Source organism: Pseudomonas fildesensis, assembly GCF_001050345.1.
Classification (GTDB): Bacteria; Pseudomonadota; Gammaproteobacteria; order Pseudomonadales; family Pseudomonadaceae; genus Aquipseudomonas; species Aquipseudomonas fildesensis.
In genome coordinates this window covers 323,588-350,539 of sequence record NZ_LFMW01000004.1, presented here as the reverse complement: position 1 = coordinate 350,539, position 26,952 = coordinate 323,588, and the positions used below count along the sequence as shown (strand labels likewise).

Genomic DNA, 26,952 nt, shown 5'->3' with positions numbered 1-26,952 from the left:
GAGGAGTGTCCGTCTGTGCCCAGCCATTGATATCAACCACAAAAGGAGAAGTAAAATGTCGGACGATCTCACTAAGCGCCGCCCGCAGGATGCATCAAAAATCAATGTGCATGAGCCTTACGAGCTGAATTACTGGTCTGATCACTTCAATGTGTCTAAGGAGAAGATCAAGGGCGCAGTCCAGAAAGTTGGCGTAATGGTTGACAAAGTAAGGGCGCATTTAACCAAGTGATTACCTGAGCGGAGGATCGTAAGGTATTCCGCTTTTTCATCGATAGGCAGCCGCGGCGGATCGCCCGAGCTACAGCGTTGCGCTGCTGCGGCCGGAGTCCGCTTTGAATTGGTACCCGTACTCCGCGTCTCGCCTGAAGGTGCTGAGCCCGGCCTCCTGCTGTAGCAGTTTGTCATCGCGGCGTTTGGTGCCGGGGTTGGCGCCTTGCTTGAGTAGGTTGTGGCATTCGGCAGCTCGCTCACGAGCTTCCTGCAAGGAGATATGCGGATACACGCCGAGTGACATGCGCGCCGCAGGGATACAGCGGATAAGAGGATGCAACGGTAGATAGCCAGGCACAAAAAAACCGGCTCAAGTGGCCGGTTTCTCTGGTGCTGAGAGTCTGGTAGAGACTTTCAGATACTGCTATATGGTGCCCCGAGGGAGACTCGAACTCCCACTCCTTTCGAAAACGGATTTTGAATCCGCCGCGTCTACCAATTCCGCCATCAGGGCTCAATGGCGGCGAAGTATAGAGATGAGATTACCGTTGGTCAATCACGTTTCATGGTCAATTTTGACTATTTCCGCTAGACTTCCCGGCCCTGCTAGACGAACCCCATCATGCGCGTTGCTGACTTTACTTTTGAGCTCCCTGATTCGCTGATCGCTCGCCACCCTTTGGCCGAGCGTCGCGCCAGTCGACTGCTTACCCTGGATGGGGTGAGCGGTGCCCTCGCACACCGTCAATTCACTGATTTGCTTGAGCATTTGCGCCCGGGCGATTTGATGGTTTTCAACAATACCCGGGTGATTCCGGCACGACTGTTTGGCCAGAAAGCCTCCGGCGGCAAGCTGGAAATACTGGTGGAACGGGTGCTCGACAGCCACCGCGTGCTGGCCCATGTGCGCTCCAGCAAGTCGCCGAAGCCGGGCTCGATGATCTTGATCGACGGCGCTGGCGAAGCCGAGATGGTTGCGCGCCATGATGCGTTGTTCGAGCTCAAGTTTGCCGAGGAGGTGTTGCCGCTGCTGGAGCGCGTCGGCCATATGCCGTTGCCTCCTTATATAGACCGCCCCGACGAAGACTCGGACCGCGAGCGCTATCAGACGGTTTACTCCCAGCGCCTCGGTGCGGTGGCAGCGCCGACTGCCGGGCTGCATTTCGACCAATTGCTGCTGGATGCGATTACCGCCAAGGGCGTCGAAACCGCCTATGTGACCCTGCACGTGGGGGCCGGCACGTTTCAGCCGGTGCGTGTGGATAACATCGAAGACCACCATATGCACAGTGAATGGCTGGAAGTCAGCCAGGAGGTGGTCGACGCAGTTGAGGCGTGCAAGGCGCGCGGCGGGCGAGTGGTGGCAGTGGGCACCACCAGCGTGCGCTCCCTGGAAAGCGCGGCGCGCGATGGCGTGCTCAAGCCGTTCAGTGGCGACACCGATATCTTTATCTTCCCGGGCCGGCCGTTTCATGTGGTCGATGCCCTGGTCACCAACTTCCATTTGCCGGAATCCACGCTGTTGATGCTGGTGTCGGCATTTGCCGGTTATCCGGAAACCATGGCCGCTTATCAAGCCGCCATCGACAATGGATACCGTTTTTTCAGCTACGGTGATGCGATGTTTATCACGCGTAATCCGGCGCCGACTGCCCCTGAAACAGTGGCCCCTGAGGAACAACTATGAGTCGTATGTCGTTTGAATTGCTGGCCACCGACGGCAAAGCCCGTCGTGGTCGCCTGACCTTCCCGCGTGGCACTGTCGAGACTCCGGCATTCATGCCAGTGGGCACTTACGGCACCGTAAAAGGCATGATGCCGCGCGACATCGTCGCCACCGGCGCCGAGATCATCCTCGGCAACACCTTCCACCTGTGGCTGCGCCCGGGCACGGAAGTGATCAAGAGGCACGGCGACCTGCATGACTTCATGAAGTGGCAAGGCCCGATCCTCACCGACTCCGGTGGTTTCCAGGTGTTCAGCCTGGGCGCCATGCGCAAGATCAAGGAAGAGGGCGTGACCTTCGCTTCGCCGGTGGACGGTTCCAAAGTGTTCATGGGCCCGGAAGAGTCGATGCAGGTGCAGCGCGACCTCGGCTCCGACATCGTGATGATTTTCGACGAGTGCACGCCGTACCCGGCTGACGAAGATGTCGCGCGGATTTCCATGGAGCTGTCGCTGCGTTGGGCCCAGCGCTCGAAGAACGCCCACGGCGACAACACCGCGGCGCTGTTCGGTATCGTCCAGGGCGGCATGCATGAAAGCTTGCGCAAGCGCTCGCTGGAAGGCCTCGACAAGATCGGCTTTGACGGCCTGGCCATCGGCGGTTTGTCGGTGGGCGAGCCCAAGCACGAGATGATCAAGGTGCTGGATTACCTGCCAGGCCTGATGCCCGCTGAAAAACCTCGTTACCTTATGGGCGTTGGCAAACCGGAAGATCTCGTAGAGGGTGTGCGCCGCGGTGTGGACATGTTCGATTGCGTGATGCCAACCCGCAATGCCCGCAATGGGCATCTGTTCATTGATACAGGCGTGCTGAAGATCCGTAACGCGTTCCATCGCCATGATGATTCGCCGCTGGATCCGACCTGTGATTGCTACACCTGCCAGAACTTCTCCCGTGCTTATCTGCACCATCTGGACAAATGCGGGGAAATGCTGGGTAGCATGTTGAATACCATCCACAATTTGCGTCACTACCAAGTCCTGATGGCTGGTTTGCGCGAGGCTATTCAACAGGGTACATTGGCCGCCTTTGTCGATGCCTTCTACGCCAAGCGCGGCCTCCCTGTGCCGCCCTTGGACTGAGTTTTCCGACCCTAAGATTCACTATTTGCAACTGGAGTGCTAAATGAGCTTTTTTATCTCTAACGCCATGGCTGACGCCGCTGCGCCTGCTGCTGCCGGCCCTATGGGCGGTGGTTTCGAGTGGATTTTCCTGGTCGGCTTCCTGGTCATCTTCTACCTGATGATCTGGCGTCCACAGGCCAAGCGCGCCAAAGAGCAGAAAAACCTGCTGGGCAGCCTGCAGAAAGGTGACGAAGTTGTGACCACCGGCGGCATCGCTGGCAAGATCACCAAGGTTTCCGACGCTTTCGTGGTACTGGAAGTCTCCGACACCGTAGAAATGAAGTTCCAGAAGGGCGCCATCGCAGCCACGTTGCCTAAAGGCACGCTCAAAGCGATCTAAGTAACAACCTTTACCAATCGACGGGGCGCGCAAGGCGCCCCGCGTTATAAGCGGGCGGCGTGATGCTGAACAAATACCCTCTGTGGAAATACGTACTGATCCTGGCGGTGCTGGCGATCGGTTTTATTTATTCCGCTCCCAATCTCTATCCTGATGACCCTGCGATCCAGATCACTGGCGCCAGCACTTCGCTGCAAGTCAATCAGGCTGACCTGGAGCGCGCGAGCAAAGCGCTCACCGACGCGGGTATCCAGGTTAAAGCGGCAACGTTGGCAGCTGATGCGAAGGGCGGCTTGTTGCGCCTGACCAAGCAAGAAGACCAATTGCCGGCTAAAGATGTCGTGCGCAAGGTGATGGGTGATGACTATGTTGTCGCGCTCAACCTGGCGCAGACCACGCCAGCCTGGTTGCGCAGCATTGGCGCACACCCGATGAAGCTGGGTCTGGACTTGTCCGGTGGCGTGCACTTCCTGCTGGAAGTCGACATGGACAAAGCCCTTGACGCACGCCTGAAAGTCTACGAAGGCGACGTGAAGAGCCTGCTGCGTAAAGAGAAGCTGCGTTATCGCAGCCTGCCGCAGCTCAACGGTGCCATCCAGCTGGGCTTTGCTGACGAAGCTTCCCGCGAACAGGCCCGTGCCCTGATCCGCAAGAGCTTTACCGATTTCGATATCGTGCCTGCCGACCTCAATGGTCAGGCTGTACTGCGTCTGGCGATGACCCCGGCCAAGCTGGCGGAAATCCGCGAATACTCCATCAAGCAGAACTTGACCACGGTACGTAACCGCGTCAACGAGCTGGGTGTGGCCGAGCCGATCGTTCAGCGTCAGGGTGCCAACCGCATCGTGGTTGAGCTGCCGGGCGTACAGGACACTGCTGAAGCCAAGCGTATCCTCGGTAAAACAGCCAACCTGGAATTCCGTCTGGCCGCCGAGCCGGGTGCTTCCCGTGCCACGTCCGAAGAGTTCGAGTTCCGCGAAGGCAACCGTCCATCGGCGCAGATCGAGCGTAGCTTGATCATCACCGGTGACCAGGTGACTGACGCCAAGGCCGGTTTCGGCGAACACGGTACGCCTGAAGTGAACATCCGTCTGGATGGTCATGGCGGCGAATTGATGAGCCGCGCTACGCGCAGCAACGTCGGTCGCAGCATGGCGGTGATCTTCATCGAGCAGCGTCCAGTCACCACCTACACCAAGCAAATGGTCAACGGTGTCGAGAAAGACGTGCCGGTGCAGACCTTCAAGGAAGAGAAGAAGATCATCAGCCTGGCGACCATTCAGTCGCCGCTGGGTGCTCAATTTCGTATCACCGGCCTGAACGGCCAGGGCGAATCGTCCGAGCTGGCGCTGCTGCTGCGTGCCGGTGGTCTGGCGGCGCCAATGTACTTTGTTGAAGAACGCACCATTGGCCCGAGCCTGGGTGCGGACAACATCACCAAGGGCGTGGACGCTGCACTGTGGGGCATGCTGTTTGTGTCCCTGTTCATCATCGCCATCTACCGCTTCTTTGGCATCATCGCCACCGTCGCCCTCGCGGGTAACATGGTTATGTTGCTGGCCTTGATGTCGCTGCTGGGTGCAACGCTGACCCTGCCAGGTATCGCCGGTATCGTACTCACCATGGGTATGGCGGTGGACGCCAACGTGCTGATCTTCTCGCGGATTCGTGAAGAGATCGCGGCGGGCATGACTATACAGCGCGCAATCAACGAAGGCTTCGGCCGGGCATTTACCGCGATTCTCGACTCCAACCTGACCACTCTGTTGGTCGGCGGGATTCTCTTTGCCATGGGCACAGGCCCGGTCAAAGGTTTCGCGGTGACCATGTCCCTCGGTATCTTTACCTCGATGTTCACGGCCATTCTGGTGACCCGCGCAATGGTCAACCTGATCTTTGGCGGGCGTGACTTCAAGAAGTTGTGGATTTAAGGGGCTGCCATGTTACGTACAATCAACTTCATGGGCGTTCGCAATATTGCGTTCGGCGCCACCGTGCTCCTTACCGTTCTGGCGTTGTTCAGCTGGTTCCATAAGGGCCTGAACTACGGTCTGGACTTCACCGGCGGTACGCTCATCGAGCTGACCTACGAGAAGCCGGCCGACGTCACCCTGGTGCGCAACGAGCTGGTCAAGGCTGGCTATCACGAAGCCATCGTGCAGAGCTTTGGTGCAACCACTGACCTGCTGGTGCGTATGCCAGGCGAAGACCCACAGCTGGGTCACCAGGTAGCCGAGGCCTTGCAGAAGGTCGGCGGCGACAACCCTGCGTCGGTCAAGCGCGTCGAGTACGTGGGCCCGCAAGTGGGTGAAGAGCTGCGCGACCAGGGTGGCCTCGGCATGCTGATGGCGCTGGTCGGTATCATGATCTACCTGGCGTTCCGCTTTCAGTGGAAGTTCGGCGTCGGTGCTATCGTTTCGCTGATCCACGACGTGATCGTGACCGTGGGTATCCTCGCGTACTTCCAGATCACTTTCGATCTGACCGTGCTGGCTGCCGTGTTGGCGATCATTGGTTACTCCCTCAACGACACCATTGTGGTATTCGACCGGGTTCGTGAGAACTTCCGCGTACTGCGCAAGGCGACGTTGATCGAGAACATCAACATCTCCACCACCCAGACCCTGCTGCGGACCATGGCGACGTCGATCTCCACCTTGCTGGCGATTGGCGCACTGATGATCTTTGGTGGCGACAACCTGTGGGGCTTCTCCCTGGCGCTGTTTATCGGCGTTCTGGCAGGTACCTACTCGTCGATCTACATCGCCAACGTGGTGCTGATCTGGCTGAACCTCAACAGCGAAGACTTGATCCCTCCTGCCGCTACCGGCAAGGAGGTTGACGACCGCCCTTGATGGGGTGTCGTTGACTTGCTGTTACAAAGAAGGCACGAGGATTGAACTCGTGCCTTTTTTTTTGCTCCAAGGCTGGGTATAGCGCGGATCGTTCGGTCCGTTTGTGATGGTCAGGAGGTTCAACGTGAACAAGTCGTTACTGGTTGGTGCGGTATTGGGTGCTGTCGGTGTGACTGCCGGGGGTGCTGTTGCCACCTACAGCCTGGTAAAAAGCGGCCCTGAGTATGCGCAAGTGCTGGCGGTGCAGCCGGTGAAAACCCAGATTAAAACCCCTCGCGAAGTCTGCAAGGACGTCGCTGTAACCCGGCAGCGGCCGGTGCAGGATCAGCATCAAATTGCCGGTACCGTCGTCGGCGCCCTGGCGGGTGGCCTGCTGGGTAACCAGATCGGTGGTGGTAATGGCAAGAAACTGGCCACCGTGGCCGGTGCGGTCGGTGGCGGTTACGCCGGTAACAAGGTTCAGGAAGGCATGCAGAACCGCGATACCTACACCACCACGCAAACCCGTTGTAACACCGTCAACGACATCAGTGACAAGGTTGTCGGCTATGACGTGCGTTACAACCTTGATGGCAAGGAAGGCTCGGTGCGCATGGACCGTGATCCGGGCGGCCAGATCCCGGTTGATAAAGAGGGTCGCTTGATCCTCGGTCAGAACCAGCCGCAATAATCGCAGGCGGGTGTGATTCAAAATGTGGGAGGGGCGGTGCGGAGTTGCCCAAATCCCAGGCATAAAAAAAGCACCCCTTGGGGTGCTTTTTTGTGCCTGCTCGCTTAGCGCTTGAGCGAAGCCGGCAGGTGCGGCTGGATCGCCGTCAGCACTGCCTTGAAGCATTTGGTGTTGCCGGCAACCACGTGGCCTTTTTCAAGGAAGTCGTGACCACCGGTGAAGTCGCTCACCAGGCCGCCCGCTTCCTGGATCAGCAGGGCGCCTGCTGCCATGTCCCACTCGGACAGGCCCGACTCCCAGAATGCATCAAAACGACCGGCAGCAACGTAAGCCAGGTCCAGGCTTGCCGAGCCGGCGCGACGGATGCCGGCGGTCTGGCCGACGAGGGCGCGGAACATGCCCAGGTAGTTTTCCAGGTTGTCCATCTGGTCGTCACGGAACGGGAAGCCGGTGCCCAGCAGGGCGCCGTCCAGGCTGGTGCGACCGCTCACGCGCAGGCGACGACCATTGAGCTGGGCACCGCGACCACGGCTGGCGGTGAATTCTTCCTGGCGGACCGGATCCAGCACAACGGCGTGTTCCAGGCGGCCGCGGTATTTGCAGGCAATGCTTACGGCAAAGTGTGGGATGCCGCGCAGGAAGTTGGTGGTGCCGTCCAGTGGGTCGATGATCCACAGGTAGTCTTCGCCTTCGCCGCTGCCTTTGTGCAGGCCGGTTTCCTCACCGAGGATGCCGTGGGTAGGGTAGGCCTTGCGCAGCGCGTCGATGATTTTCTGTTCGGCGGCGCGATCCACCTCGGACACATAATCCTTGGCGTCTTTTTCGTCGACCTTGATGGTATCCAGGCGCTCGATGGAGCGGAAGATCAATTCACTGGCGCTGCGGGCGGCGCGCAGCGCGATATTCAGCATGGGCTGCATGGATGTGTCACCTAAGGTTGTTAAAGAAAGCCGAGCATTCTAGCAGAAACTTTCTTCAGGTGAAGGACGACGTTAGCTTTCATGGCATAACCTTAGGCTGTTCTGTAAGATTTGCTCCCCTTTCCTGTGTCCGAGAGCGCCTCCCTTGCTGCAAAACATTCGTGTCGTCTTGGTCAATACCAGTCATCCCGGCAACATCGGCGGGGTGGCGCGAGCCATGAAAAACATGGGGCTGACGCGCCTGGTCCTGGTCGAACCGCGCGTGTTCCCGCACCACGAGGCCGATGCCCGCGCATCCGGCGCCAATGACATCCTGGAAAAAGCCAAGGTCGTCGCGACCTTGGAAGATGCCTTGGTAGGCTGCAACCTGGTGCTCGGCACCAGCGCCCGTGATCGTCGTATCCCCTGGCCGCTGCTGGATCCGCGTGAGTGCGGGACCAAAGTGGTGGAGGAGGCCGTCGGCGGCGCTGAGATCGCCCTGGTGTTTGGCCGCGAAGACTCCGGCCTCACCAACGAAGAGCTGCAGCGATGTCATTACCACGTGCACATTCCTTCAGACCCTGAGTTCAGCTCGCTGAACCTCGGGGCGGCGGTGCAGGTGTTGAGTTACGAAGTGCGCATGGCCTGGCTGGCCGCTGAAGGCCAGCCGAGCAAGGTAGAGAAGGATGAAGTGGCATCGACCAAGAGTGGCGAGCTGGCCACCATGGACGAGCTGGAGCGGTTCTATGAGCACCTGGAGCAAACCCTGGTGGCCATCGAATTTCTCGATCCGGAAAAACCGCGGCACTTGATGGCGCGCCTGCGCCGCCTGTACGGGCGCAGCTCGGTCAGCCGAGCGGAAATGAATATATTGCGTGGCATCCTCACGGAAACCCAGAAAGCGGCCCGTGGCGAGCTTCTTAAGCGGAAGGATTAAAAAATGTTCGAGCGTTTGCGAGAAGATATCCAGAGTGTTTTCCACCGTGACCCGGCGGCGCGCAACGCCTTTGAAGTGCTGACCTGCTATCCGGGCATGCATGCGATCTGGCTCCATCGTCTGTCCGGCGCCTTGTGGGGCATGGGCTGGAAATGGCTGGCGCGGGTGGTCTCGAACTTCGGTCGCTGGTTGACCGGGATCGAGATTCATCCAGGTGCCAAGGTGGGGCGTCGCTTTTTTATCGACCATGGCATGGGCATTGTCATCGGCGAGACCGCTGAAATTGGCGACGATGTGACCCTTTACCAGGGCGTGACTCTGGGCGGTACCAGCTGGAACAAGGGCAAGCGCCATCCCACCCTGGAGGACGGTGTGGTGGTGGGGGCGGGCGCCAAGGTGCTCGGCCCGTTCACCGTGGGTGCGGGTGCCAAGGTGGGCTCCAATGCCGTGGTGACCAAGGCGGTGCCGGCCGGTGCAACCGTGGTGGGCATTCCTGGCCGAATCATCGTCAAGCGGGAAGTCGGCGATGAGCAGGAGGCCAAGCGCAAGGCCATGGCCGAGAAGATCGGCTTCGATGCCTACGGTGTCAGCGAAGACATGCCGGACCCGGTGGCTCGCGCCATCGGTCAACTGCTCGACCACCTGCAGGCAGTGGACGGCAAGTTGGACGGCATGTGCGGCGCGCTGAAGGAGTTGGGCAGCAGCTATTGCGCCAAGGATCTGCCTGAACTGCGCGAAGAAGACTTCGCCGAGATCAAGAACGAAAGCGCCACAAAGGCGGGTTAAAGTCTCACGGGCCCCGCAAATCCCTTGTGGGAGGGGGCTTGTTCCCGATTGCAGAGGGCCAGTCGCCGGATTTACTGACTGATCCACTGTATCGGGAGCAAGCCCCCTCGCACATTTTGATCTCCATTGGTCTCGTAAATCCTGCCAGGCCCTGTTCCCGCTGTTCGTCCCCACCCCACCCTGCTATTATTCGCGCGCCCTTTTTGCGGGTATTCCTGACTAAAGTACTAGGTCTTATAGTTGACTTAAATACTCGGGAATCGCATACTTGCTCCCATTCTGAAACACCTTGGTACTTGTCCATGAGACTGACTACAAAAGGCCGATACGCGGTAACCGCCATGCTTGACTTGGCCTTGCACGCGCAAAATGGGCCGGTGTCCCTGGCCGATATCTCCGAGCGCCAAGGCATTTCCCTGTCCTACCTCGAGCAGTTGTTCGCCAAGTTGCGCCGTAGCAATCTGGTCTCCAGTGTTCGTGGTCCAGGTGGCGGTTATCAACTGTCCCGCGACATGCAGGGCATCCAGGTAGCCCAGGTGATCGACGCGGTGAATGAATCGGTCGATGCCACCAAATGCCAGGGTTTAGGTGACTGCCACGCCGGCGACACCTGCCTGACGCACCACTTGTGGTGTGACCTGAGCCTGCAGATCCATGAGTTTTTGAGTGGTATCAGCTTGGCTGATCTTGTGACTCGCCGTGAGGTGCAAGAAGTAGCCCAGCGTCAGGACCAGCGCCGTTGCAACACCAAGGCGCCGCGTCTGGACAAGATTGAAGCGTCCGCCGTCGAGTGACAGCCGAAGAGCTAACGGCACGCCAGCCAGCCTGATTTAGGAGAAAGTCCATGAAATTGCCGATTTACCTTGATTACTCAGCGACCACCCCGGTTGATCCGCGTGTCGCGCAAAAGATGAGCGAATGTCTGCTGGTTGACGGAAACTTCGGCAACCCGGCGTCCCGTTCCCACGTATTCGGCTGGAAGGCCGAGGAAGCGGTCGAGAACGCTCGTCGCCAAGTCGCCGACCTGGTCAATGCCGACCCGCGCGAAATCGTCTGGACCTCCGGTGCCACCGAGTCCGACAACCTGGCAATCAAGGGTGCGGCGCATTTCTACGCGACCAAAGGCAAGCACCTGATCACCACCAAGATTGAGCACAAGGCTGTCCTCGACACCATGCGCCAACTGGAGCGTGAAGGTTTCGAGGTCACCTACCTCGAGCCCACCACCGACGGTATCGTTACCCCGGCGATGATCGAAGCGGCGATGCGTGAAGACACCATCCTGGTTTCCGTGATCCACGTGAACAACGAAATTGGCACCATCAACGACATCGCGGCCATCGGCGAGCTGACCCGCTCCAAAGGTGTGCTGCTGCACGTCGACGCGGCCCAGTCCACCGGCAAGGTCGATATCGACCTGTCGAAGCTGAAAGTCGACCTGATGTCGTTCTCGGCCCACAAGACCTACGGCCCTAAAGGCATCGGCGCCCTCTACGTGAGCCGCAAGCCTCGCGTGCGCATCGAAGCCGCCATGCATGGCGGCGGTCACGAGCGCGGCATGCGTTCGGGCACCCTGGCGACCCACCAGATCGTCGGCATGGGTGAAGCTTTCCGTGTAGCCAAAGAAGACATGGCTGCCGAAAACGTGCGCATCAAGGCCCTGAGCGACCGCTTCTACAAGCAGGTCGAGAACCTTGAAGAGCTGTACATCAATGGCAGCATGACTGCCCGTGTACCGCACAACCTGAATTTGAGCTTCAACTACGTCGAAGGCGAGTCGCTGATCATGGCGCTCAAGGACCTGGCGGTTTCGTCCGGTTCGGCCTGCACCTCGGCCTCCCTTGAGCCGTCCTACGTTCTGCGCGCCCTGGGCCGCAACGACGAACTGGCGCATAGCTCGATCCGCTTTACGTTCGGCCGCTTCACCACTGAAGAGCAAGTCGACTACGCCGCGCAGAAAGTCTGCGAAGCCGTGAACAAGCTGCGCGTTCTGTCGCCGCTGTGGGACATGTTCAAGGACGGTGTCGATATTTCCAAGATCGAGTGGGCGGCACACTAACTATAGAAGCCGCCACCCCAGCTCTGTAGGAACGTGGCGGAAAACGCAGGCGTTTTTACAGGGTTCCAGAGCGGCCCTGATGAGTGAGGATTCAGTACCATGGCTTACAGCGAAAAGGTCATCGACCACTACGAAAACCCGCGCAACGTCGGCAAGATGAACGCGGAAGACCCTGATGTCGGCACCGGCATGGTCGGCGCCCCGGCGTGCGGCGACGTTATGCGCCTGCAGATCAAGGTCAACGAAGCTGGCGTTATCGAAGACGCCAAATTCAAGACTTACGGCTGCGGTTCGGCCATCGCCTCCAGCTCCCTGGCAACCGAATGGATGAAAGGCAAGACCCTGGATGAGGCTGTGACTATCAGCAACACCCAGCTCGCCGAAGAACTGGCCCTGCCGCCAGTGAAAATCCACTGCTCGGTACTCGCAGAAGACGCCATCAAGGCGGCTGTTCGCGACTACAAGCAGAAGAAAGGCTTGATCTAAGCATTTGGCGACGAGTAAGGAGTCAACGATGGCTATCAGCATGACAGAAGCGGCTGCGCGGCACGTGCGACGCTCCCTGGATGGGCGCGGTAAAGGTGAGGGGATTCGTCTGGGTGTTCGCACCACGGGCTGTTCCGGCCTTGCCTACGTGCTGGAGTTTGTCGACGAGGTGGTTGAGGAAGACCAGGTGTTCGAAAGTCACGGCGAGAAAGTGATCATCGACCCTAAAAGCCTGACCTACCTGGACGGTACCGAGCTCGATTTCGTCAAGGAAGGGTTGAACGAAGGCTTCAAGTTCAACAACCCCAACGTACGCGGTGAATGTGGCTGCGGCGAAAGCTTCAACATCTGAGGCTATTTGTGGGCACTCCTTGTCATTTCGCATTATTCGAGATGCAGCCGAGCTTTCGGCTGGACCTCGAGCAGCTTGCCACGCGCTATCGAGAATTGGCGCGTGGGGTGCATCCGGACCGCTTCGCTGATGCTTCCGAGCGTGAGCAACGCTTGGCACTGGAGCAGTCGGCCAGCCTCAACGAAGCCTATCAGACGCTCAAAAGCCCCCCCAAGCGCGCGCGTTACCTGCTCGCGATGAACGGTGGCGAGTTGCCGCTGGAAGTCACGGTGCACGATCCGGACTTCCTGATGCAGCAGATGCAGTGGCGCGAAGAGCTCGAAGACCTGCAGGACGAAGCCGATGTGGCGGGTGTCGCGGTGTTCAAGCGCCGTCTGAAAACGGCCCAGGATGAGCTCAACGAAAGCTTCGCAGCCTGTTGGGATGATGCAGCGCAACGTGAACAGGCCGAACGCCTGATGCGGCGCATGCAGTTCCTCGACAAGCTCACCTACGAAGTGCGCCAGCTAGAAGAGCGCCTCGACGATTAACCCAGTGCTGCCCGTGATGCACGCCTGATAGACAGATAAGACCTGATTACCATGGCCCTACTGCAAATCGCCGAACCCGGCCAAAGCCCCCAACCGCACCAGCGTCGTCTGGCTGTGGGGATTGACCTGGGCACCACCAATTCCCTGGTTGCTGCCTTGCGCAGTGGCCTGTCCGAGCCGCTGCCCGACGCCGATGGCCAGGTGATCCTGCCGTCCGCCGTGCGCTATCACGCCGATCGCACCGAAGTGGGCGAGTCGGCCAAGCTGGCTGCGTCTACCGATCCTCTGAATACCGTGCTGTCGGTCAAACGTTTGATGGGTCGTGGTCTGTCCGACGTCAAGCAGTTGGGCGACCAGTTGCCATACCGCTTTGTCGGTGGCGAATCGCACATGCCGTTCATCGATACCGTCCAGGGCCCGAAAAGCCCGGTGGAAGTGTCGGCCGATATCCTCAAGGTGCTGCGCCAGCGTGCGGAAACTACCTTGGGTGGCGAGTTGGTCGGGGCAGTGATCACCGTTCCTGCGTATTTCGACGATGCTCAGCGCCAAGCCACCAAGGACGCGGCGAAACTTGCCGGCCTCAATGTGCTGCGCCTGCTCAACGAGCCGACGGCAGCGGCTGTGGCGTATGGCCTCGACCAGCATGCCGAAGGCCTGGTCGCGATTTACGACCTGGGCGGCGGCACCTTTGATATTTCGATCCTGCGCCTGACCGGCGGTGTTTTCGAGGTACTGGCCACCGGTGGCGATACGGCCCTGGGCGGCGATGACTTTGACCACGCCATTGCGGGCTGGATCATCAGCAGCGCCGAGTTGTCCGTCGACCTGGATCCGGGTGAGCAGCGTAACCTGCTGCAAACTGCGTGTGCCGCTAAAGAAGCACTGACTGACGCTGCTTCTGTAGACGTTTCCTACGGTGCCTGGTCGGCCCAGCTGACACGCGAAGCCTTTGATTCGCTAATCGAACCGATGGTTGCCCGCAGCCTCAAGGCCTGCCGTCGCGCCGTACGTGATTCCGGTATCGAGCTGGAAGACGTGGCCGCCGTGGTCATGGTTGGCGGTTCTACCCGTGTGCCGCGTGTGCGCGAAGCAGTCGCCGAAGCGTTTGGTCGCCAGCCGCTGACTGAAATCGATCCGGATCAAGTGGTGGCCATTGGTGCCGCGATCCAGGCCGATACCCTGGCCGGCAACAAGCGCGACGGTGGCGAGTTGTTGCTGCTTGATGTGATTCCGCTTTCCCTGGGGCTGGAAACCATGGGCGGACTGATGGAGAAGGTGATTCCACGTAACACCACCATCCCCGTCGCCCGCGCCCAGGATTTCACCACTTACAAAGACGGCCAGACGGCCATGAAGATTCATGTGCTGCAAGGCGAGCGCGAGCTGATCAGCGATTGCCGGTCCCTTGCGCGCTTTGAATTGCGCGGTATTCCGGCCATGGTCGCGGGTGCTGCGAAGATTCGAGTGACCTTCCAGGTCGACGCCGATGGTCTGCTCAGCGTCGCCGCGCGTGAATTGGCGTCGGGCGTTGAATCCAGCATCCAGGTCAAACCGTCCTACGGCCTGACCGACGGCGAAATCGCCAAGATGCTCAAGGATTCGTTCCAGTATGCCGGCGACGACAAGGTCGCCCGCGTGTTGCGTGAGCAGCAAGTGGATGGCCAGCGCCTTCTCGAAGCGGTGCAGGGTGCCCTGGATACTGACGGCGAGCGTTTGCTGGACGCTGAAGAGCGCATGGTGATCGACCTGCAAATGCAGGAACTGGCTGAACTGATGAAAGGCAACGATGGTTATGCCATCGAACAGCAGACCAAGCGCTTGTCGCAGGTCACTGACGCCTTTGCCGCCCGCCGCATGGATCAGACGGTAAAAGCCGCACTGGCCGGGCGCAACCTGAATGAAATCGAGGAATAATTAATGCCGCAGGTCATTTTTCTGCCACACGCCGAGCATTGTCCGGATGGTATGGTCGTGGAGGCTGAGACCGGCAAGTCCATCCTCGAAGTTGCCCATGACAACCACATCGAGATTGAGAGCGCCTGTGGTGGTGTCAACGCCTGTACCACCTGTCACTGCATCATCCGTGACGGTTTCGACAGCCTTGAAGAGGCTGATGAGCTGGAAGAGGACTTCCTGGATCGAGCCTGGGGCCTGGAAGCGCAATCGCGCCTAAGCTGTCAGGCCAAGGTCGGGACTGAAGACATTACCGTCGAAATTCCGAAATATTCGCTCAACCATGCTGCCGAAGCGCCGCACTGACGGGTAGAACTTTTATGAGTTACGGTTGGAATGATGTACAGCGCATTGCTGAAGAACTGGCTGAAGCCAAGCCGGACGTGAGTCCGCTGACGGTCAACTTCGTCGACCTGCAGCGCTGGATCATGGAGCTGCCTGATTTCGACGATACCTCTGGCCGTTGTGGCGAGAAGGTGTTGGAGAAGGTTCAGGAACTCTGGATCGAAGAAATCGACTGATCATCCCCGCAGGTTAGGCAATACCCAAGAACCCGCGTATAATTCGCGGGTTTAATTTTTCGTAAATTACCGTTTCTGGAGTTACACCATGGCTGTTCAACGTACTTTCTCCATCATCAAGCCTGACGCTGTTGCAAAAAACGTCATCGGCGAGATCACCACTCGTTTCGAAAAAGCCGGCCTGAAGGTTGTAGCTTCGAAACTCAAGCAACTGTCCAAGGCTGAGGCTGAAGGCTTCTACGCTGAGCACAGCGCTCGTGGCTTCTTCGGCGACCTGGTTGCCTTCATGATCTCCGGCCCTGTTGTTGTTCAGGTTCTGGAAGGCGAAAACGCTATCGCTCTGAACCGTGAGCTGATGGGCGCTACCAACCCTAAAGAAGCGGCTGCCGGCACCATCCGTGCTGACTTCGCTGAGTCCATCGACGCCAACGCTGTTCACGGTTCCGACTCCGAAGCCGCTGCTGCTCGCGAAATCTCGTACTTTTTCGCTGCTACTGAAGTAACCGCTCGCTAAGCATCGGCTTAAAGAGTGAGGGTGAATCCATGACTACATCGACTGTTAAAACTAACCTGCTGGGTCTGACCCAACAGGAAATGGAAAAATTCTTCGACTCAATCGGGGAGAAGCGTTTCCGTGCCGGTCAGGTAATGAAGTGGATTCACCACTTTGGTGTCGACGATTTCGACGCCATGACGAACGTCAGCAAGGCCCTGCGCGACAAGCTAAAGGTCATTGCCGAAGTTCGTGGTCCCGAAGTGGTCAGCGAGGACATTTCCACCGATGGCACCCGTAAGTGGGTGGTGCGCGTGGCGTCCGGCAGCTGCGTCGAGACCGTATACATTCCCCAGGGCAAACGCGGCACCTTGTGCGTTTCGTCCCAGGCAGGCTGTGCCCTAGACTGCAGTTTCTGCTCCACCGGCAAGCAAGGCTTCAATAGCAACCTCACCGCCGCCGAAGTCATCGGCCAGGTGTGGATTGCAAACAAATCCTTTGGCAGCGTCCCGGCGACCGTCGACCGTGCCATCACCAACGTGGTGATGATGGGCATGGGTGAGCCGCTGCTGAACTTCGACAACGTAATTGCGGCCATGCACCTGATGATGGACGACCTGGGCTACGGCATCTCCAAGCGCCGTGTGACCCTGTCGACCTCCGGCGTGGTGCCGATGATCGATGAGCTGGCCAAGCACATTGACGTCTCCCTGGCGTTGTCGCTGCACGCACCCAATGACGCATTGCGTAACCAATTGGTGCCAATCAACAAGAAGTATCCGCTTAAGATGCTGCTCGAATCTTGCCAGCGTTACATGGCGACCTTGGGCGAGAAACGTGTGCTGACCATTGAGTACACCATGCTCAAGGACATCAACGACAAGGTCGAGCACGCGGTCGAGATGATCGAGTTGCTCAAGAACACCCCGTGCAAGATCAACTTGATTCCGTTCAACCCGTTTCCCCATTCTGGCTACGAGCGGCCGAGCAACAACGCCATCCGCCGTTTCCAGGATCAACTGCACCAGGCCGGTTACAACGTCACCGTACGCACCACCCGTGGTGAAGACATTGACGCCGCCTGTGGCCAATTGGTAGGACAGGTGCTGGACCGCACCCGTCGCAGCGAGCGTTATATCGCCGGTCGTGAACTGAACGCCGCCGACGATTTGCCGCTAATTGCTGTGAATCGAATCTGAGAGAGGATCTCTATGCCGTTGCGCCTTGCGCTGCTCTTGCTTTTTACCGGTCTCGCGGCCGGTTGTGTTTCATCGGGCTATGAGAGCCCATTGCAAACCGGCAAGGGCCGTGACGAGGCGCGAGTTGCCTATGTGCAACTCGGTTTGGGTTATCTGCGCCAAGGCATGAGCGAGCAGGCCAAGGTGCCGTTGAAAAAGGCCCTTGAACTGGACAGCGGCGATGCCGACGCCAATGCCGCACTGGCGCTGGTGTTCCAGGCCCAGGCCGAGCCTGAACTGGCCGACCAGTATTTCAACAAGGCCCTGGCTTCCCGTCCTGCCGACCCGCGGCTGCTCAATAACTACGGCAGCTTCCTGTTCGAACAGAAACGCTATGACCAGGCATCCGCTTATTTCCTGCAGGCCAGCACCGATACCCTCTATCCTGAGCGCTCGCGCGTCTACGAGAACCTTGGGGTGACCTCGATGCGCCTCGGTCAGCGCGACAGCGCGCGCCGGCAACTGGAAAAAGCCTTGCACTTGAACGGTCGTCAGCCACGCGCGTTGCTCGAAATGGCTGAGATGTCTTACGAAGACAGGCATTATGTGCCGGCACGTGACTATTACGAGCGTTTTAGCCTGCTCAGCGGGCAAAATGCACGTAGTCTATTGCTCGGTGTGCGCCTGGCGACGGTTCATGAAGAACGCGACACGGCCGCACGTTTTGGCCAGCAACTCGAACGACTCTATCCCGGTACGCCGGAATATCAGCAATACCTGTCGGAGCAATGATGAAAGCGGCGCACCCGGAAGTTGTAGCAGCTAATCGCGTAAACCCAGGCGACACCTTGCGCCAGGCCCGCGAAAGCAATGGTTGGTCGCTGGCAGAAGTGGCCCTCAAGCTCAATTTGACCACCACGTCCCTGGGCAACCTGGAAGCCGGCGCGTTCGATAAGTTGCCTGGGCATACCTTCGCCCGCGGCTACATCCGCGCCTACGCCAAATTGCTGGGCATCGAACAGACCATCTTGGTCCAGGAATTCGACCAGTTCACCGGTACAGATTCCCAGGGCAGCAACGTCCATGGCTTGGGTCGCATCGAAGAACCGGTGCGGGTTTCCCACACGATATTGCGAATTGTCAGCCTGCTGCTGCTGATCGCGGTGATCGGCGGTGGTTTTGTCTGGTGGCAAGACCAGGCCTCCCAGCGCACCAAGGACTTGACCAGCAACGCCATGGAGCACGTCGAAGTCGAAAGCGCCGACGGCACCACTCAAATTCATCCGCTGGATGAGCCGGAAGACCAGGCCGTTGCTGAAGGCCAGGCCGCGCCAGAAGCGCCCGTCACCGCCGAACAGCCAGCGCCCGAAACTGCGCCGGCTTCGACGGCTGCCTTACCCGCTCCGGCCATACCGGTGACTCCGGCTGCACCCGCTCACACCCCGGTTGCGCCGGTTGCCCAGGCTCATACGCCTGCCGCGCCGGTGCAGGCCCCAGCGACTCCCGCTCCAGCCGCCCCGGCTGTGCCAGCGATTTCGCCGCCTACCACCCCTGCGTTGATCGCCGGTGACGGGCGCGTACAGATTACCTTCGTTGCTGATTGCTGGACGCAACTCACCGATGGCAACGGCAAAGTGCTGTTCAGCGGTTTGAAGCGTAAGGGAGATACGCTCGACCAGGGCGGCAAGCCTCCTTTGACGCTGCGTCTGGGCTTTGCCCGTGGCGCGCAAGTGGCCTACAACGGCCAGCCTGTGGACGTGGCGCCGTTCACCAGTGGCGAGACCGCTCGCCTGAAGTTGGGACAATAGTCATGCACGGCGAATCTCCAATCAAACGTCGCGTATCGCGCAAGATCTGGGTCGGCTCGGTGCCGGTGGGTGGCGACGCCCCCATCGCGGTACAGAGCATGACCAACAGCGACACCAACGATGTCGCCGCCACCGTCGCCCAGATCAACCGTCTGGAGTCGGCCGGCGTAGACATCGTGCGGATTTCCGTTCCGGACATGGATGCTGCCGAAGCCTTCGGCCGCATCAAGCAACTGGTCAAGGTGCCGCTGGTTGCCGATATTCACTTCGACTACAAGATCGCATTGCGCGTTGCCGAATTGGGCGTCGATTGCCTGCGCATCAACCCGGGCAACATCGGTCGCGAAGACCGTGTGCGTGCCGTGGTGGATGCTGCCCGTGACCGCGGCATTCCGATCCGTATCGGCGTCAACGCCGGCTCCCTGGAAAAAGACCTGCAAAAGAAATACGGCGAGCCGACCCCGGCAGCGCTGGTCGAGTCGGCCCTGCGCCACGTTGAACACCTTGAACGCCTGAATTTCCAGGACTTCAAGGTCAGCGTAAAGGCCTCCGACGTGTTCATGGCGGTAGAAGCGTACCGCCTGCTGGCCAAGGAAATCGTGCAGCCGCTGCACCTGGGTATCACCGAAGCAGGTGGTTTGCGTTCAGGCACAGTGAAATCTGCGGTGGGTCTCGGTATGCTGCTCGCCGACGGGATTGGCGATACTATCCGCATCTCCCTCGCGGCAGACCCGGTAGAGGAGGTGAAGGTCGGTTACGACATTCTCAAATCCCTGCATTTGCGTTCCCGTGGTATCAACTTCATTGCCTGCCCGAGTTGCTCGCGGCAGAACTTCGACGTGGTGAAAACCATGAACGAACTGGAAGTGCGCCTCGAAGACCTGCTGGTGCCGCTGGATGTTGCGGTGATCGGTTGCGTGGTCAACGGCCCGGGCGAAGCCAAGGAAGCCCATGTGGGCTTGACCGGCGGTACTCCGAACCTGATTTACATCGACGGCAAGCCGTCGCAGAAGTTGACGAATGACAATCTGGTGGATGAGCTCGAAAGGTTGATCCGCCAGAAAGCGGCCGAAAAGGTCGCCGCTGACGCAGCGCTGATCGCGCGCGGCTGATTGAACGAATTTAAGGATTTGATGTGAGCAAGTCTCTGCAAGCCATTCGTGGCATGAATGACATACTGCCGGAGCAGACGCCCCTGTGGCGCTACTTCGAGAGCACGGTTGCGCGCCTGCTGGATAACTACGGTTACAAGCAGATCCGCATGCCGATCGTCGAATTTACCGAGCTTTTCAAGCGCTCCATCGGTGAAGTGACCGACATCGTCGAAAAAGAGATGTACACCTTTGAAGACCGCAACGGCGATTCCCTGACCCTGCGTCCCGAAGGCACTGCTGCGTGCGTGCGCGCCGTGCTAGAACACGGCCTTACCGGCGGTGGTCAGCCACAGAAGTTGTGGTATATCGGCCCGATGTTCCGCCACGAGCGCCCACAAAAAGGTCGTTATCGCCAGTTCCACCAGATCGGCCTGGAAGTGTTCAACCTCGACGGCCCGGACATCGACGCCGAGCTGATCGTACTGACTTGGCGCCTCTGGGGCATGCTGGGCATTCGCGACGCGGTAAAGCTTGAACTCAACAGCCTGGGCACCAGTGAATCCCGGGGCCGTTATCGCGTTGCCCTGGTCGAGTACCTGTCTGCCCACCTGGACAAGTTGGACGAGGACAGCCAGCGCCGTCTGAAAACCAACCCGTTGCGCGTCCTGGATACCAAGAACGCTGACACCCAAGCCGTACTGGTCGACGCGCCGAAAATGGCCGACTACCTGGATGACGAGTCCCGTACGCACTTCGAGGGCCTCAAGGCTCGTCTGGATGCGGTCGGTATTCCGTATGTGATCAACCCGAAACTGGTGCGCGGCCTCGATTACTACAGTAAGACGGTATTCGAGTGGGTCACCGACAAGCTCGGCGCCCAAGGTACCGTGTGCGCCGGTGGCCGTTACGACGGCCTGGTTGAGCAAATGGGTGGCAAGCCCACCACGGGCGTTGGTTTTGCCATGGGCATCGAGCGGCTGATCCTGCTGCTGGAAACCCTGGAGCAGGTCCCGGAAGAGATTTCCCGTCAGGTGGACGTTTACCTGTGCGCCTTTGGCGAGGCTGCCGAACTGGCTGCCCTGACCCTGAGCGAAAAAGTACGCGACCAACTGCCGAACCTGCGCCTGCAGATCAATGCCGGCGCCGGCAGCTTCAAGAGCCAGTTCAAGAAGGCCGACAAGAGCGGTGCGCTGTATGCATTGATCCTCGGCGATGACGAATTGGCCCAGCAAGTGATAGGTTTCAAACCCCTGCGTGGCCAGGGCGAGCAACAGAACATTGCCTTTGATGCGCTCGCTGCGCACCTGGCCACCTGCGTCGTGCAGGGTTGAAGCTGTCGAACAGCCGAATTTAGCGATTAAGGAGTATTGGGGTGTCGAGTACTGATGATGATCAACTGGCCGATTTCAAGGACTGGTGGCAGCGTAACGGCAAGCCCTTGGTTACCGGCGGTCTGCTGGCTTTAGTGGTGGTGTTCGGCTGGCAAGCCTGGCACAAGTATCAGGCCAACCAGTCCCAGGGCGCCTCGATCCTCTATCAGCAATTGCTGGAAACCACGCTGACGCCGGACGGCAAGCCTGATCCTGCACGAGTGGCAGACCTGGCCAGCAAACTGAAAAACGAATTTGGCGGTAGCACCTACGCCCAATACGGCAGCCTGTTCGTCGCGAAAGTCGCGGTTGATACCGGCAAGCTGGATGACGCAGCCAACGAACTGAAGGCTATCGCCGACAAGCCGACCCTGGGTGAAATCGCACGTCAGCGCCTGGCTCAGGTACTGGCGGCTCAGAACAAGACCGACGAAGCACTCAAACTGCTCGACGGTGATGCTGACAAGGCATTTGTAGCCACTCGCGAAGAGCTCAAGGGCGACCTGTTGGTCCAATTGGGTCGTACCGACGAAGCCAATGCTGCGTACAAAAAAGCCAAGGCGGCGCTGTCTGATGAAGCGGCAGTCGGTGGCTTACAAATCAAGCTGGACGACTTGGCCAAAGGGGATGCGTGACGTGATCCGTTGGAAACATGCAGCATTGCTGGCTCTGGCCGTTTTGGCCGCGGGTTGCAGCAGCAACAGTAAAAAAGAACTGCCTCCTGCCGAGCTGACCAGCTTCAAGGAAGAAGTGGTCCTGCAAAAGCAGTGGAGCCGCTCCATCGGTGACGGTCAGGGCGACACCTACAACATGTTGGTACCGGCAATCGACGGTGACAACATTGTGGCCGCCGACGTAACCGGCGTGGTGATCTCCATGGATCGCATGAACGGCGACGTGAAGTGGAAGAAAGACCTCGAGTTGCCAGTGTCCGGCGCCGTAGGCGTGGGTTACGGCCTGGTGATGCTCGGCACGCTGAAAGGCGAAGTCGTGGCACTGGATTCCAGCACCGGTGAAGAGAAATGGCGCGCTCGCGTGACCAGTGAAGTGCTCGCACCGCCTGCCACCAACGGCGATATCGTCGTGGTGCAAACCCAGGACGACCGTGTAATCGGCCTTGACGCCAGCACCGGCGCACAGCGCTGGTTGTACGACAGCACCCCTGCGGTGCTGACGCTGCGCGGTACCAGTGGTCCGGTTGTGACCAACAATCTGGCCGTTGCAGGCCTGTCGACCGGTAAAGTGGTCGCCCTCGACACCCAGAACGGCGTGCCTGCCTGGGAAGCCCGTGTGGCAATCCCGCAAGGTCGTTCCGAGCTGGACCGCGTTGTGGACATCGACGGCGGCTTGCTGCTGTCGGGGGAAACCCTGTACGTCGCCACCTACCAGGGCCGCGTTGCTGCGTTGGACCTGCAGACCGGCCGCGTCAACTGGCAGCGTGATGCTTCCAGCTACGCCGGTGTCGCCCAAGGGTTTGGCAGCGTCTACGTAAGCCTGGCGTCTGGCACCGTTGAAAGTGTCGACGAGCGTTCCACCACTGCACTGTGGAGCAACGACTCGCTGGCCCGCCGTCAACTGTCGGCTCCGGAAGTGTTCTCCAGCTACGTAGCGGTAGGCGACTTCGAAGGTTACCTGCACCTGCTGAGCCAGGTAGACGGTCGCTTCGTAGGTCGTGAGCGTATCGACAGTGACGGCCTGCGTGCCCGTCCGCTGGTCGTGGGTAACATGCTTTATGTGTTTGGTAACAGCGGCAAGCTGGAAGCCCTGACCATCAAGTAAAGGTTTGACTATGCTTGGGGTAAAACCCAGGCGGCCCCGCTTCGGTGGGGCATGCGGCATTTGAATATGCTGCCCCGAGCACCAGCCGCTGCCTTGCAGCGGCTTTTGTATTTTCTGAAATAACGAAGTGGAGAGCCGCATGGTTCCCGTAATCGCCCTGGTGGGCCGACCTAACGTCGGCAAGTCCACCTTGTTCAACCGCCTGACCAGGACTCGCGACGCCATCGTCGGCGACTTGTCTGGTCTGACCCGTGATCGCCAATACGGTGAGGCAAAGTGGCAAGGGCGCTCCTACATTATTGTCGACACCGGTGGTATCTCCGGTGACGAACATGGCATGGACGAAAAGATGGCCGAGCAGTCGCTGCTGGCCATTGAAGAAGCCGATGTCGTGTTGTTCCTGGTGGACGCCCGCGCGGGCTACACCGCCGCCGACCAGATGATTGGCGAGCACCTGCGCAAGCGCAACAAGCGTTCCTATGTGGTCGCCAACAAGATCGACAACATCGATCCTGAGATGGCCCGCGCCGAATTCAGCCCGATGGGCCTGGGCGACGCGATCCCGATCGCCGGTGCCCACGGTCGCGGCATCACCCAGATGCTGGAAATCGCCCTGCGCGACTTCCCGAAGGATGACGCCGAAGAAGTTGAAGGCGAAGAAGAGATCGTTGCCGAAGGTGAGGAAGCCAAGCGCATTCCTGGCCCGAGTGAAAAAGACGGTATCAAGATCGCGATCATCGGCCGCCCGAACGTCGGCAAGTCGACCCTGGTCAACCGCATGCTCGGTGAAGACCGCGTCATCGTCTACGACGAGCCCGGCACCACCCGTGACAGTATCTACATCCCGTTTGAACGTAACGACGAGAAGTACACGCTGATCGACACCGCTGGTGTGCGCAAGCGCGGCAAGATCCACGAAGAAGTTGAAAAGTTCTCCGTGGTGAAAACCCTGCAGGCGATCAAAGACGCCAACGTGGTGATTTTCGTGATGGACGCCCGCGAAGGCGTGGTGGACCACGACCTCAACTTGCTGGGCTTTGCCCTGGAAGCCGGTCGCGCCCTGGTCATCGCGATCAACAAGTGGGACGGCATGACGCCGAGCGAGCGCGATTTCGTCAAAATCGAGCTGCAGCGTCGACTGTTCTTCGTCGAGTTCGCCGATATCCACTTTATCTCGGCACTGCACGGCACCGGCGTGGGCAACCTCTACGCGTCCGTACAGAACTCGTTCAAGTCCGCGGTTACCCGCTGGCCGACCAACCGTCTGACCCAGATCCTCGAAGACGCTGTTGGCGAGCACGCGCCGCCGATGGTCAACAACCGCCGGATCAAACTGCGTTACGCCCACTTGGGTGGTGCCAACCCGCCGATTATCGTGATCCACGGTAACCAGATCGAGAAAGTGCCGAAGTCCTACGTGCGTTACCTGGAAAACACCTACCGTCGTGTCTTGAAACTGGTCGGTACGCCGATCCGTATCGAGTTCAAGGGTGGCGAGAACCCGTACGAAGGTAACAAGAACAGCCTCACCGACCGCCAGGTAAACAAAAAGCGCCGGATGATGACGCACCACAAGAAAGCCGACAAAAAGCGTCGCGACAAACGCTGATCCTGATCGGTTAAAAAAGGGCTCTTTCAGAGCCCTTTTTTGTGCCTGGCGGTTGACCCCTTGGCGCGCGCAGCTTAAAACTTGGGGCTCACCGCAAGGGGCGCACCGATGATCACCAGTAAGCTGCCGAATGTCGGCACCACCATCTTCACCACCATGTCGCAACTTGCCGCCGAAACCGGTGCGCTCAACCTGTCCCAGGGCTTTCCCGATTTTAATGGCCCCCAGGCTTTGCTCGATGCAGTGGGCAAACACGTCGCCAGCGGTCATAACCAATATTCCCCGATGACCGGCTTGCCGGCGCTGCGTCAGCAAGTGGCGGCCAAGATCGCCCGCAGCTACGGTGCCAAGGTCAATCCCGACAGCGAAGTCACCATCACCCCCGGCGCGACCGCCGCGATCTTCTGCGCGATCCAAGCGGTGATTCGCAGCGGCGACGAGGTCATCGTTTTCGACCCCTGCTATGACAGCTACGAGCCTTCGGTGGAGTTGGCCGGTGGCCGCTGCGTGCATGTGCAACTGAGCCTGCAAGGCTTTGCGCTGGACTTCGAGAAAATCAAAGCCGCGCTGTCGCCACGCACGCGCATGATCATCCTCAACTCCCCGCATAACCCGACCGGTGCCCTGATCAGCCGCGCCGAACTGGACCAGTTGGCTGAGTTGATCCGAGACCGCGACATCTATCTGGTCAGTGACGAGGTTTACGAACACCTGGTATTCGACGGTGTGCCCCACGTCAGCGTGCTGGCCCACGAAGAGCTGTACCCGCGAGCATTTGTGGTCAGCTCCTTCGGCAAGACCTACCACGTCACCGGCTGGAAAACCGGTTATGTGGTTGCACCACCGGCCCTGACTGCCGAACTGCGTAAGGTGCACCAATACGTCAACTTCTGCGGCGTGACTCCGTTGCAGTTTGCGTTGGCCGACTTCATGGCCGAACACCCTGAACACGTCGACGAACTGCCGGCGTTCTATCAGGCCAAGCGCGACCTGTTCTGTAACCTGCTGGCCCCATCGCGTTTCAGCTTCACCCGGGTGACCGGCACCTATTTCCAGTTGGTGGATTATTCGCAGATCCGCCCGGACCTGGATGACGTCGCCATGTCGCTGTGGATGACCCGTGAGCACGGCGTGGCGACCATCCCCGTCTCGGTGTTCTACCAGAACCCACCCCAAGCCCAGCGCCTGGTGCGCCTGTGCTTTGCCAAACGCGAGGAGACGCTGCAACAAGCGGCTGAAAAACTATGCGTGATCTGAATGCATTGCCCGACCTCAATATCGCCCTGGTCCAGACCAGCCTGGCGTGGCACGACCGCCAGGCCAACCTCGAACATTTCGAACTGCTGCTGGAGCAGGCAAGCGGCGTCGATCTGATCGTGCTGCCAGAGATGTTCACCACCGGTTTCTCCATGGAGTCAGCCACTCTTGCCGAGCCGGAAAACGGCCCGACCCATCACTGGCTGCTGGCTCAGGCGAAGAAGTACAACGCGGTGATTACCGGCAGCGTGATCATCCAGGCCACCGATGGCAGCCACCGCAACCGCCTACTGTGGGCGCGGCCGGATGGCGAGGTGCTGCATTACGACAAGCGCCACCTGTTCCGTATGGCCGGTGAGCATGATCACTACACCCCCGGCGAGCGCCAGGTGCAGTTCGAGTTGAAGGGCTGGCGCATTCGCCCGCTGATTTGCTATGACTTGCGTTTTCCGGTGTGGAGTCGTGATGCTCAGGACACTGATTTGCTGCTGTACACCGCCAACTGGCCGGGGGCGCGGCGTCAGCACTGGAACCGCTTGCTCCCTGCACGGGCTATCGAAAACCTATGCTATGTGGCGGCAGTGAATCGGGTCGGTACGGACGGCAAGGGCTTTGTCTACACCGGCGACAGCCAAGTGCTGGATTTCCAGGGTGAGACCTTGCTCAGTGCTGGGGAGGCGGATGGGGTGTTTCAGGTGTGCCTGGACGCGGCCGAACTGGCGGCTTACCGCACGCGATTCCCGGCGAACCTGGATGCCGATAGCTTCCAATTCATCTGACAGATCGTTCCCACGCTCCGCGTGGGAATGCAGCTCAGGACGCTCTGCGTCCGCTCTTAAAGGCGTGACGCGGAGCGTCACAGGAGGCATTCCCACGCAGAGCGTGGGAACGATCGGTCGGGTGGGAGCGATCA

30 protein-coding genes and 1 tRNA gene are annotated in these 26,952 nt (G+C 59.4%); 28 read left to right on the top strand and 3 right to left on the bottom strand.

Going from position 1 to position 26,952, the window contains the following annotated elements; all coding sequences use genetic code 11:
* Nucleotides 1-55: 55 nt before the first annotated feature.
* Nucleotides 56-232, top strand: a complete 177-nt coding sequence (locus tag ACR52_RS29230) for a DUF3606 domain-containing protein (protein WP_082143115.1) — start codon at nucleotides 56-58, stop codon at nucleotides 230-232.
* 69 nt (nucleotides 233-301) lie between these two features.
* Here ACR52_RS29230 and ACR52_RS08040 read toward each other — a convergent pair whose 3' ends face one another.
* Both ACR52_RS08040 and ACR52_RS08035 read right to left on the bottom strand, forming a co-directional pair.
* Nucleotides 302-517, bottom strand: coding sequence for an Arm DNA-binding domain-containing protein (locus ACR52_RS08040; RefSeq protein ID WP_048722811.1), 216 nt, complete (start codon nucleotides 515-517; stop codon nucleotides 302-304).
* A 125-nt stretch (nucleotides 518-642) separates the two neighbouring features.
* Nucleotides 643-727 (bottom strand) — tRNA-Leu (locus ACR52_RS08035).
* A gap of 108 nt (nucleotides 728-835) precedes the next feature.
* Here ACR52_RS08035 and queA point away from each other — a divergent pair.
* From queA to ACR52_RS08005, 6 genes are all read left to right on the top strand, one after another.
* Nucleotides 836-1,900, top strand: a complete 1,065-nt coding sequence (gene queA / locus ACR52_RS08030) for a tRNA preQ1(34) S-adenosylmethionine ribosyltransferase-isomerase QueA (protein ID WP_048722810.1) — start codon at nucleotides 836-838, stop codon at nucleotides 1,898-1,900.
* A gap of 5 nt (nucleotides 1,901-1,905) precedes the next feature.
* Nucleotides 1,906-3,021, top strand: coding sequence for a tRNA guanosine(34) transglycosylase Tgt (tgt, locus tag ACR52_RS08025; RefSeq protein WP_161799291.1), 1,116 nt, complete (start codon nucleotides 1,906-1,908; stop codon nucleotides 3,019-3,021).
* Nucleotides 3,022-3,064: 43 nt separating this feature from the next.
* Nucleotides 3,065-3,403, top strand: coding sequence for a preprotein translocase subunit YajC (yajC, locus tag ACR52_RS08020; RefSeq protein WP_003175975.1), 339 nt, complete (start codon nucleotides 3,065-3,067; stop codon nucleotides 3,401-3,403).
* A gap of 62 nt (nucleotides 3,404-3,465) precedes the next feature.
* Nucleotides 3,466-5,334 carry a protein translocase subunit SecD gene (gene secD / locus ACR52_RS08015; protein WP_048722805.1) on the top strand — a complete coding sequence of 623 codons (1,869 nt, stop codon included), beginning with the start codon at nucleotides 3,466-3,468 and terminating at the stop codon, nucleotides 5,332-5,334.
* 9 nt (nucleotides 5,335-5,343) lie between these two features.
* Nucleotides 5,344-6,258, top strand: coding sequence for a protein translocase subunit SecF (secF, locus tag ACR52_RS08010; RefSeq protein WP_048722804.1), 915 nt, complete (start codon nucleotides 5,344-5,346; stop codon nucleotides 6,256-6,258).
* A 124-nt stretch (nucleotides 6,259-6,382) separates the two neighbouring features.
* A complete protein-coding gene (locus ACR52_RS08005) occupies nucleotides 6,383-6,928 on the top strand; it encodes a glycine zipper 2TM domain-containing protein (protein ID WP_048722802.1) in 546 nt (181 codons plus the stop codon).
* A gap of 104 nt (nucleotides 6,929-7,032) precedes the next feature.
* Here ACR52_RS08005 and suhB read toward each other — a convergent pair whose 3' ends face one another.
* Complete coding sequence (gene suhB / locus ACR52_RS08000) at nucleotides 7,033-7,848, bottom strand: type III secretion system regulator SuhB (RefSeq protein WP_048722801.1); 816 nt, start codon at nucleotides 7,846-7,848, stop codon at nucleotides 7,033-7,035.
* Between the two features lie 145 nt (nucleotides 7,849-7,993).
* Between suhB and trmJ the strand changes: the two genes are divergently transcribed.
* From trmJ to ACR52_RS07895, 21 genes are all read left to right on the top strand, one after another.
* Nucleotides 7,994-8,764, top strand: a complete 771-nt coding sequence (trmJ, locus tag ACR52_RS07995) for a tRNA (cytosine(32)/uridine(32)-2'-O)-methyltransferase TrmJ (RefSeq protein ID WP_048722799.1) — start codon at nucleotides 7,994-7,996, stop codon at nucleotides 8,762-8,764.
* Between the two features lie 3 nt (nucleotides 8,765-8,767).
* Complete coding sequence (gene cysE / locus ACR52_RS07990; protein ID WP_048722797.1) at nucleotides 8,768-9,550, top strand: serine O-acetyltransferase; 783 nt, start codon at nucleotides 8,768-8,770, stop codon at nucleotides 9,548-9,550.
* A gap of 302 nt (nucleotides 9,551-9,852) precedes the next feature.
* Nucleotides 9,853-10,344 (top strand): Fe-S cluster assembly transcriptional regulator IscR, encoded by a 492-nt coding sequence (gene iscR, locus ACR52_RS07985; protein WP_003210305.1) that lies wholly within the window; start codon nucleotides 9,853-9,855, stop codon nucleotides 10,342-10,344.
* Between the two features lie 50 nt (nucleotides 10,345-10,394).
* Complete coding sequence (locus tag ACR52_RS07980; protein WP_048722796.1) at nucleotides 10,395-11,609, top strand: IscS subfamily cysteine desulfurase; 1,215 nt, start codon at nucleotides 10,395-10,397, stop codon at nucleotides 11,607-11,609.
* A gap of 99 nt (nucleotides 11,610-11,708) precedes the next feature.
* A complete protein-coding gene (gene iscU, locus ACR52_RS07975) occupies nucleotides 11,709-12,095 on the top strand; it encodes a Fe-S cluster assembly scaffold IscU (RefSeq protein ID WP_003209682.1) in 387 nt (128 codons plus the stop codon).
* 28 nt (nucleotides 12,096-12,123) lie between these two features.
* Nucleotides 12,124-12,447, top strand: coding sequence for an iron-sulfur cluster assembly protein IscA (gene iscA, locus ACR52_RS07970; RefSeq protein ID WP_048722793.1), 324 nt, complete (start codon nucleotides 12,124-12,126; stop codon nucleotides 12,445-12,447).
* A gap of 8 nt (nucleotides 12,448-12,455) precedes the next feature.
* Nucleotides 12,456-12,977, top strand: coding sequence for a co-chaperone HscB (gene hscB / locus ACR52_RS07965; RefSeq protein ID WP_048722791.1), 522 nt, complete (start codon nucleotides 12,456-12,458; stop codon nucleotides 12,975-12,977).
* A 51-nt stretch (nucleotides 12,978-13,028) separates the two neighbouring features.
* Nucleotides 13,029-14,891: a Fe-S protein assembly chaperone HscA gene (hscA, locus tag ACR52_RS07960; RefSeq protein WP_048722789.1), complete on the top strand. Its 1,863-nt coding sequence runs from the start codon at nucleotides 13,029-13,031 to the stop codon at nucleotides 14,889-14,891.
* A gap of 3 nt (nucleotides 14,892-14,894) precedes the next feature.
* Nucleotides 14,895-15,236 carry an ISC system 2Fe-2S type ferredoxin gene (gene fdx, locus ACR52_RS07955; protein WP_048722788.1) on the top strand — a complete coding sequence of 114 codons (342 nt, stop codon included), beginning with the start codon at nucleotides 14,895-14,897 and terminating at the stop codon, nucleotides 15,234-15,236.
* Nucleotides 15,237-15,250: 14 nt separating this feature from the next.
* Nucleotides 15,251-15,451, top strand: a complete 201-nt coding sequence (iscX, locus tag ACR52_RS07950; RefSeq protein WP_048722786.1) for a Fe-S cluster assembly protein IscX — start codon at nucleotides 15,251-15,253, stop codon at nucleotides 15,449-15,451.
* Between the two features lie 88 nt (nucleotides 15,452-15,539).
* Nucleotides 15,540-15,965, top strand: a complete 426-nt coding sequence (gene ndk / locus ACR52_RS07945) for a nucleoside-diphosphate kinase (protein ID WP_003175956.1) — start codon at nucleotides 15,540-15,542, stop codon at nucleotides 15,963-15,965.
* Between the two features lie 29 nt (nucleotides 15,966-15,994).
* Nucleotides 15,995-17,143 (top strand): 23S rRNA (adenine(2503)-C(2))-methyltransferase RlmN, encoded by a 1,149-nt coding sequence (rlmN, locus tag ACR52_RS07940; RefSeq protein ID WP_048722783.1) that lies wholly within the window; start codon nucleotides 15,995-15,997, stop codon nucleotides 17,141-17,143.
* A 12-nt stretch (nucleotides 17,144-17,155) separates the two neighbouring features.
* A complete protein-coding gene (gene pilW / locus ACR52_RS07935) occupies nucleotides 17,156-17,914 on the top strand; it encodes a type IV pilus biogenesis/stability protein PilW (protein ID WP_048722782.1) in 759 nt (252 codons plus the stop codon).
* Nucleotides 17,914-18,930, top strand: a complete 1,017-nt coding sequence (locus tag ACR52_RS07930) for a RodZ domain-containing protein (protein WP_048722780.1) — start codon at nucleotides 17,914-17,916, stop codon at nucleotides 18,928-18,930. The genes pilW and ACR52_RS07930 overlap by 1 nt, the downstream gene beginning before the upstream one ends.
* Before the next feature lie 2 nt (nucleotides 18,931-18,932).
* The gene (gene ispG, locus ACR52_RS07925; protein WP_048722778.1) at nucleotides 18,933-20,042 is read left to right on the top strand and encodes a flavodoxin-dependent (E)-4-hydroxy-3-methylbut-2-enyl-diphosphate synthase; all 1,110 of its coding nucleotides are present in this window, start codon (nucleotides 18,933-18,935) and stop codon (nucleotides 20,040-20,042) included.
* Between the two features lie 23 nt (nucleotides 20,043-20,065).
* Nucleotides 20,066-21,355, top strand: coding sequence for a histidine--tRNA ligase (gene hisS, locus ACR52_RS07920; RefSeq protein ID WP_048722777.1), 1,290 nt, complete (start codon nucleotides 20,066-20,068; stop codon nucleotides 21,353-21,355).
* A 41-nt stretch (nucleotides 21,356-21,396) separates the two neighbouring features.
* Entirely contained in the window at nucleotides 21,397-22,029 is a 633-nt protein-coding gene (locus ACR52_RS07915; RefSeq protein WP_048722776.1) for a YfgM family protein, read from the top strand.
* Nucleotides 22,022-23,173 carry an outer membrane protein assembly factor BamB gene (bamB, locus tag ACR52_RS07910; RefSeq protein WP_048722774.1) on the top strand — a complete coding sequence of 384 codons (1,152 nt, stop codon included), beginning with the start codon at nucleotides 22,022-22,024 and terminating at the stop codon, nucleotides 23,171-23,173. Before ACR52_RS07915 ends, bamB begins: the two co-directional genes overlap by 8 nt.
* Before the next feature lie 139 nt (nucleotides 23,174-23,312).
* Nucleotides 23,313-24,782, top strand: coding sequence for a ribosome biogenesis GTPase Der (gene der, locus ACR52_RS07905; RefSeq protein ID WP_048722772.1), 1,470 nt, complete (start codon nucleotides 23,313-23,315; stop codon nucleotides 24,780-24,782).
* Nucleotides 24,783-24,890: 108 nt separating this feature from the next.
* Entirely contained in the window at nucleotides 24,891-26,039 is a 1,149-nt protein-coding gene (locus tag ACR52_RS07900) for a pyridoxal phosphate-dependent aminotransferase (protein ID WP_048722771.1), read from the top strand.
* Nucleotides 26,027-26,818 (top strand): amidohydrolase, encoded by a 792-nt coding sequence (locus ACR52_RS07895; RefSeq protein WP_048722769.1) that lies wholly within the window; start codon nucleotides 26,027-26,029, stop codon nucleotides 26,816-26,818. Before ACR52_RS07900 ends, ACR52_RS07895 begins: the two co-directional genes overlap by 13 nt.
* Nucleotides 26,819-26,952 lie beyond the last annotated feature (134 nt).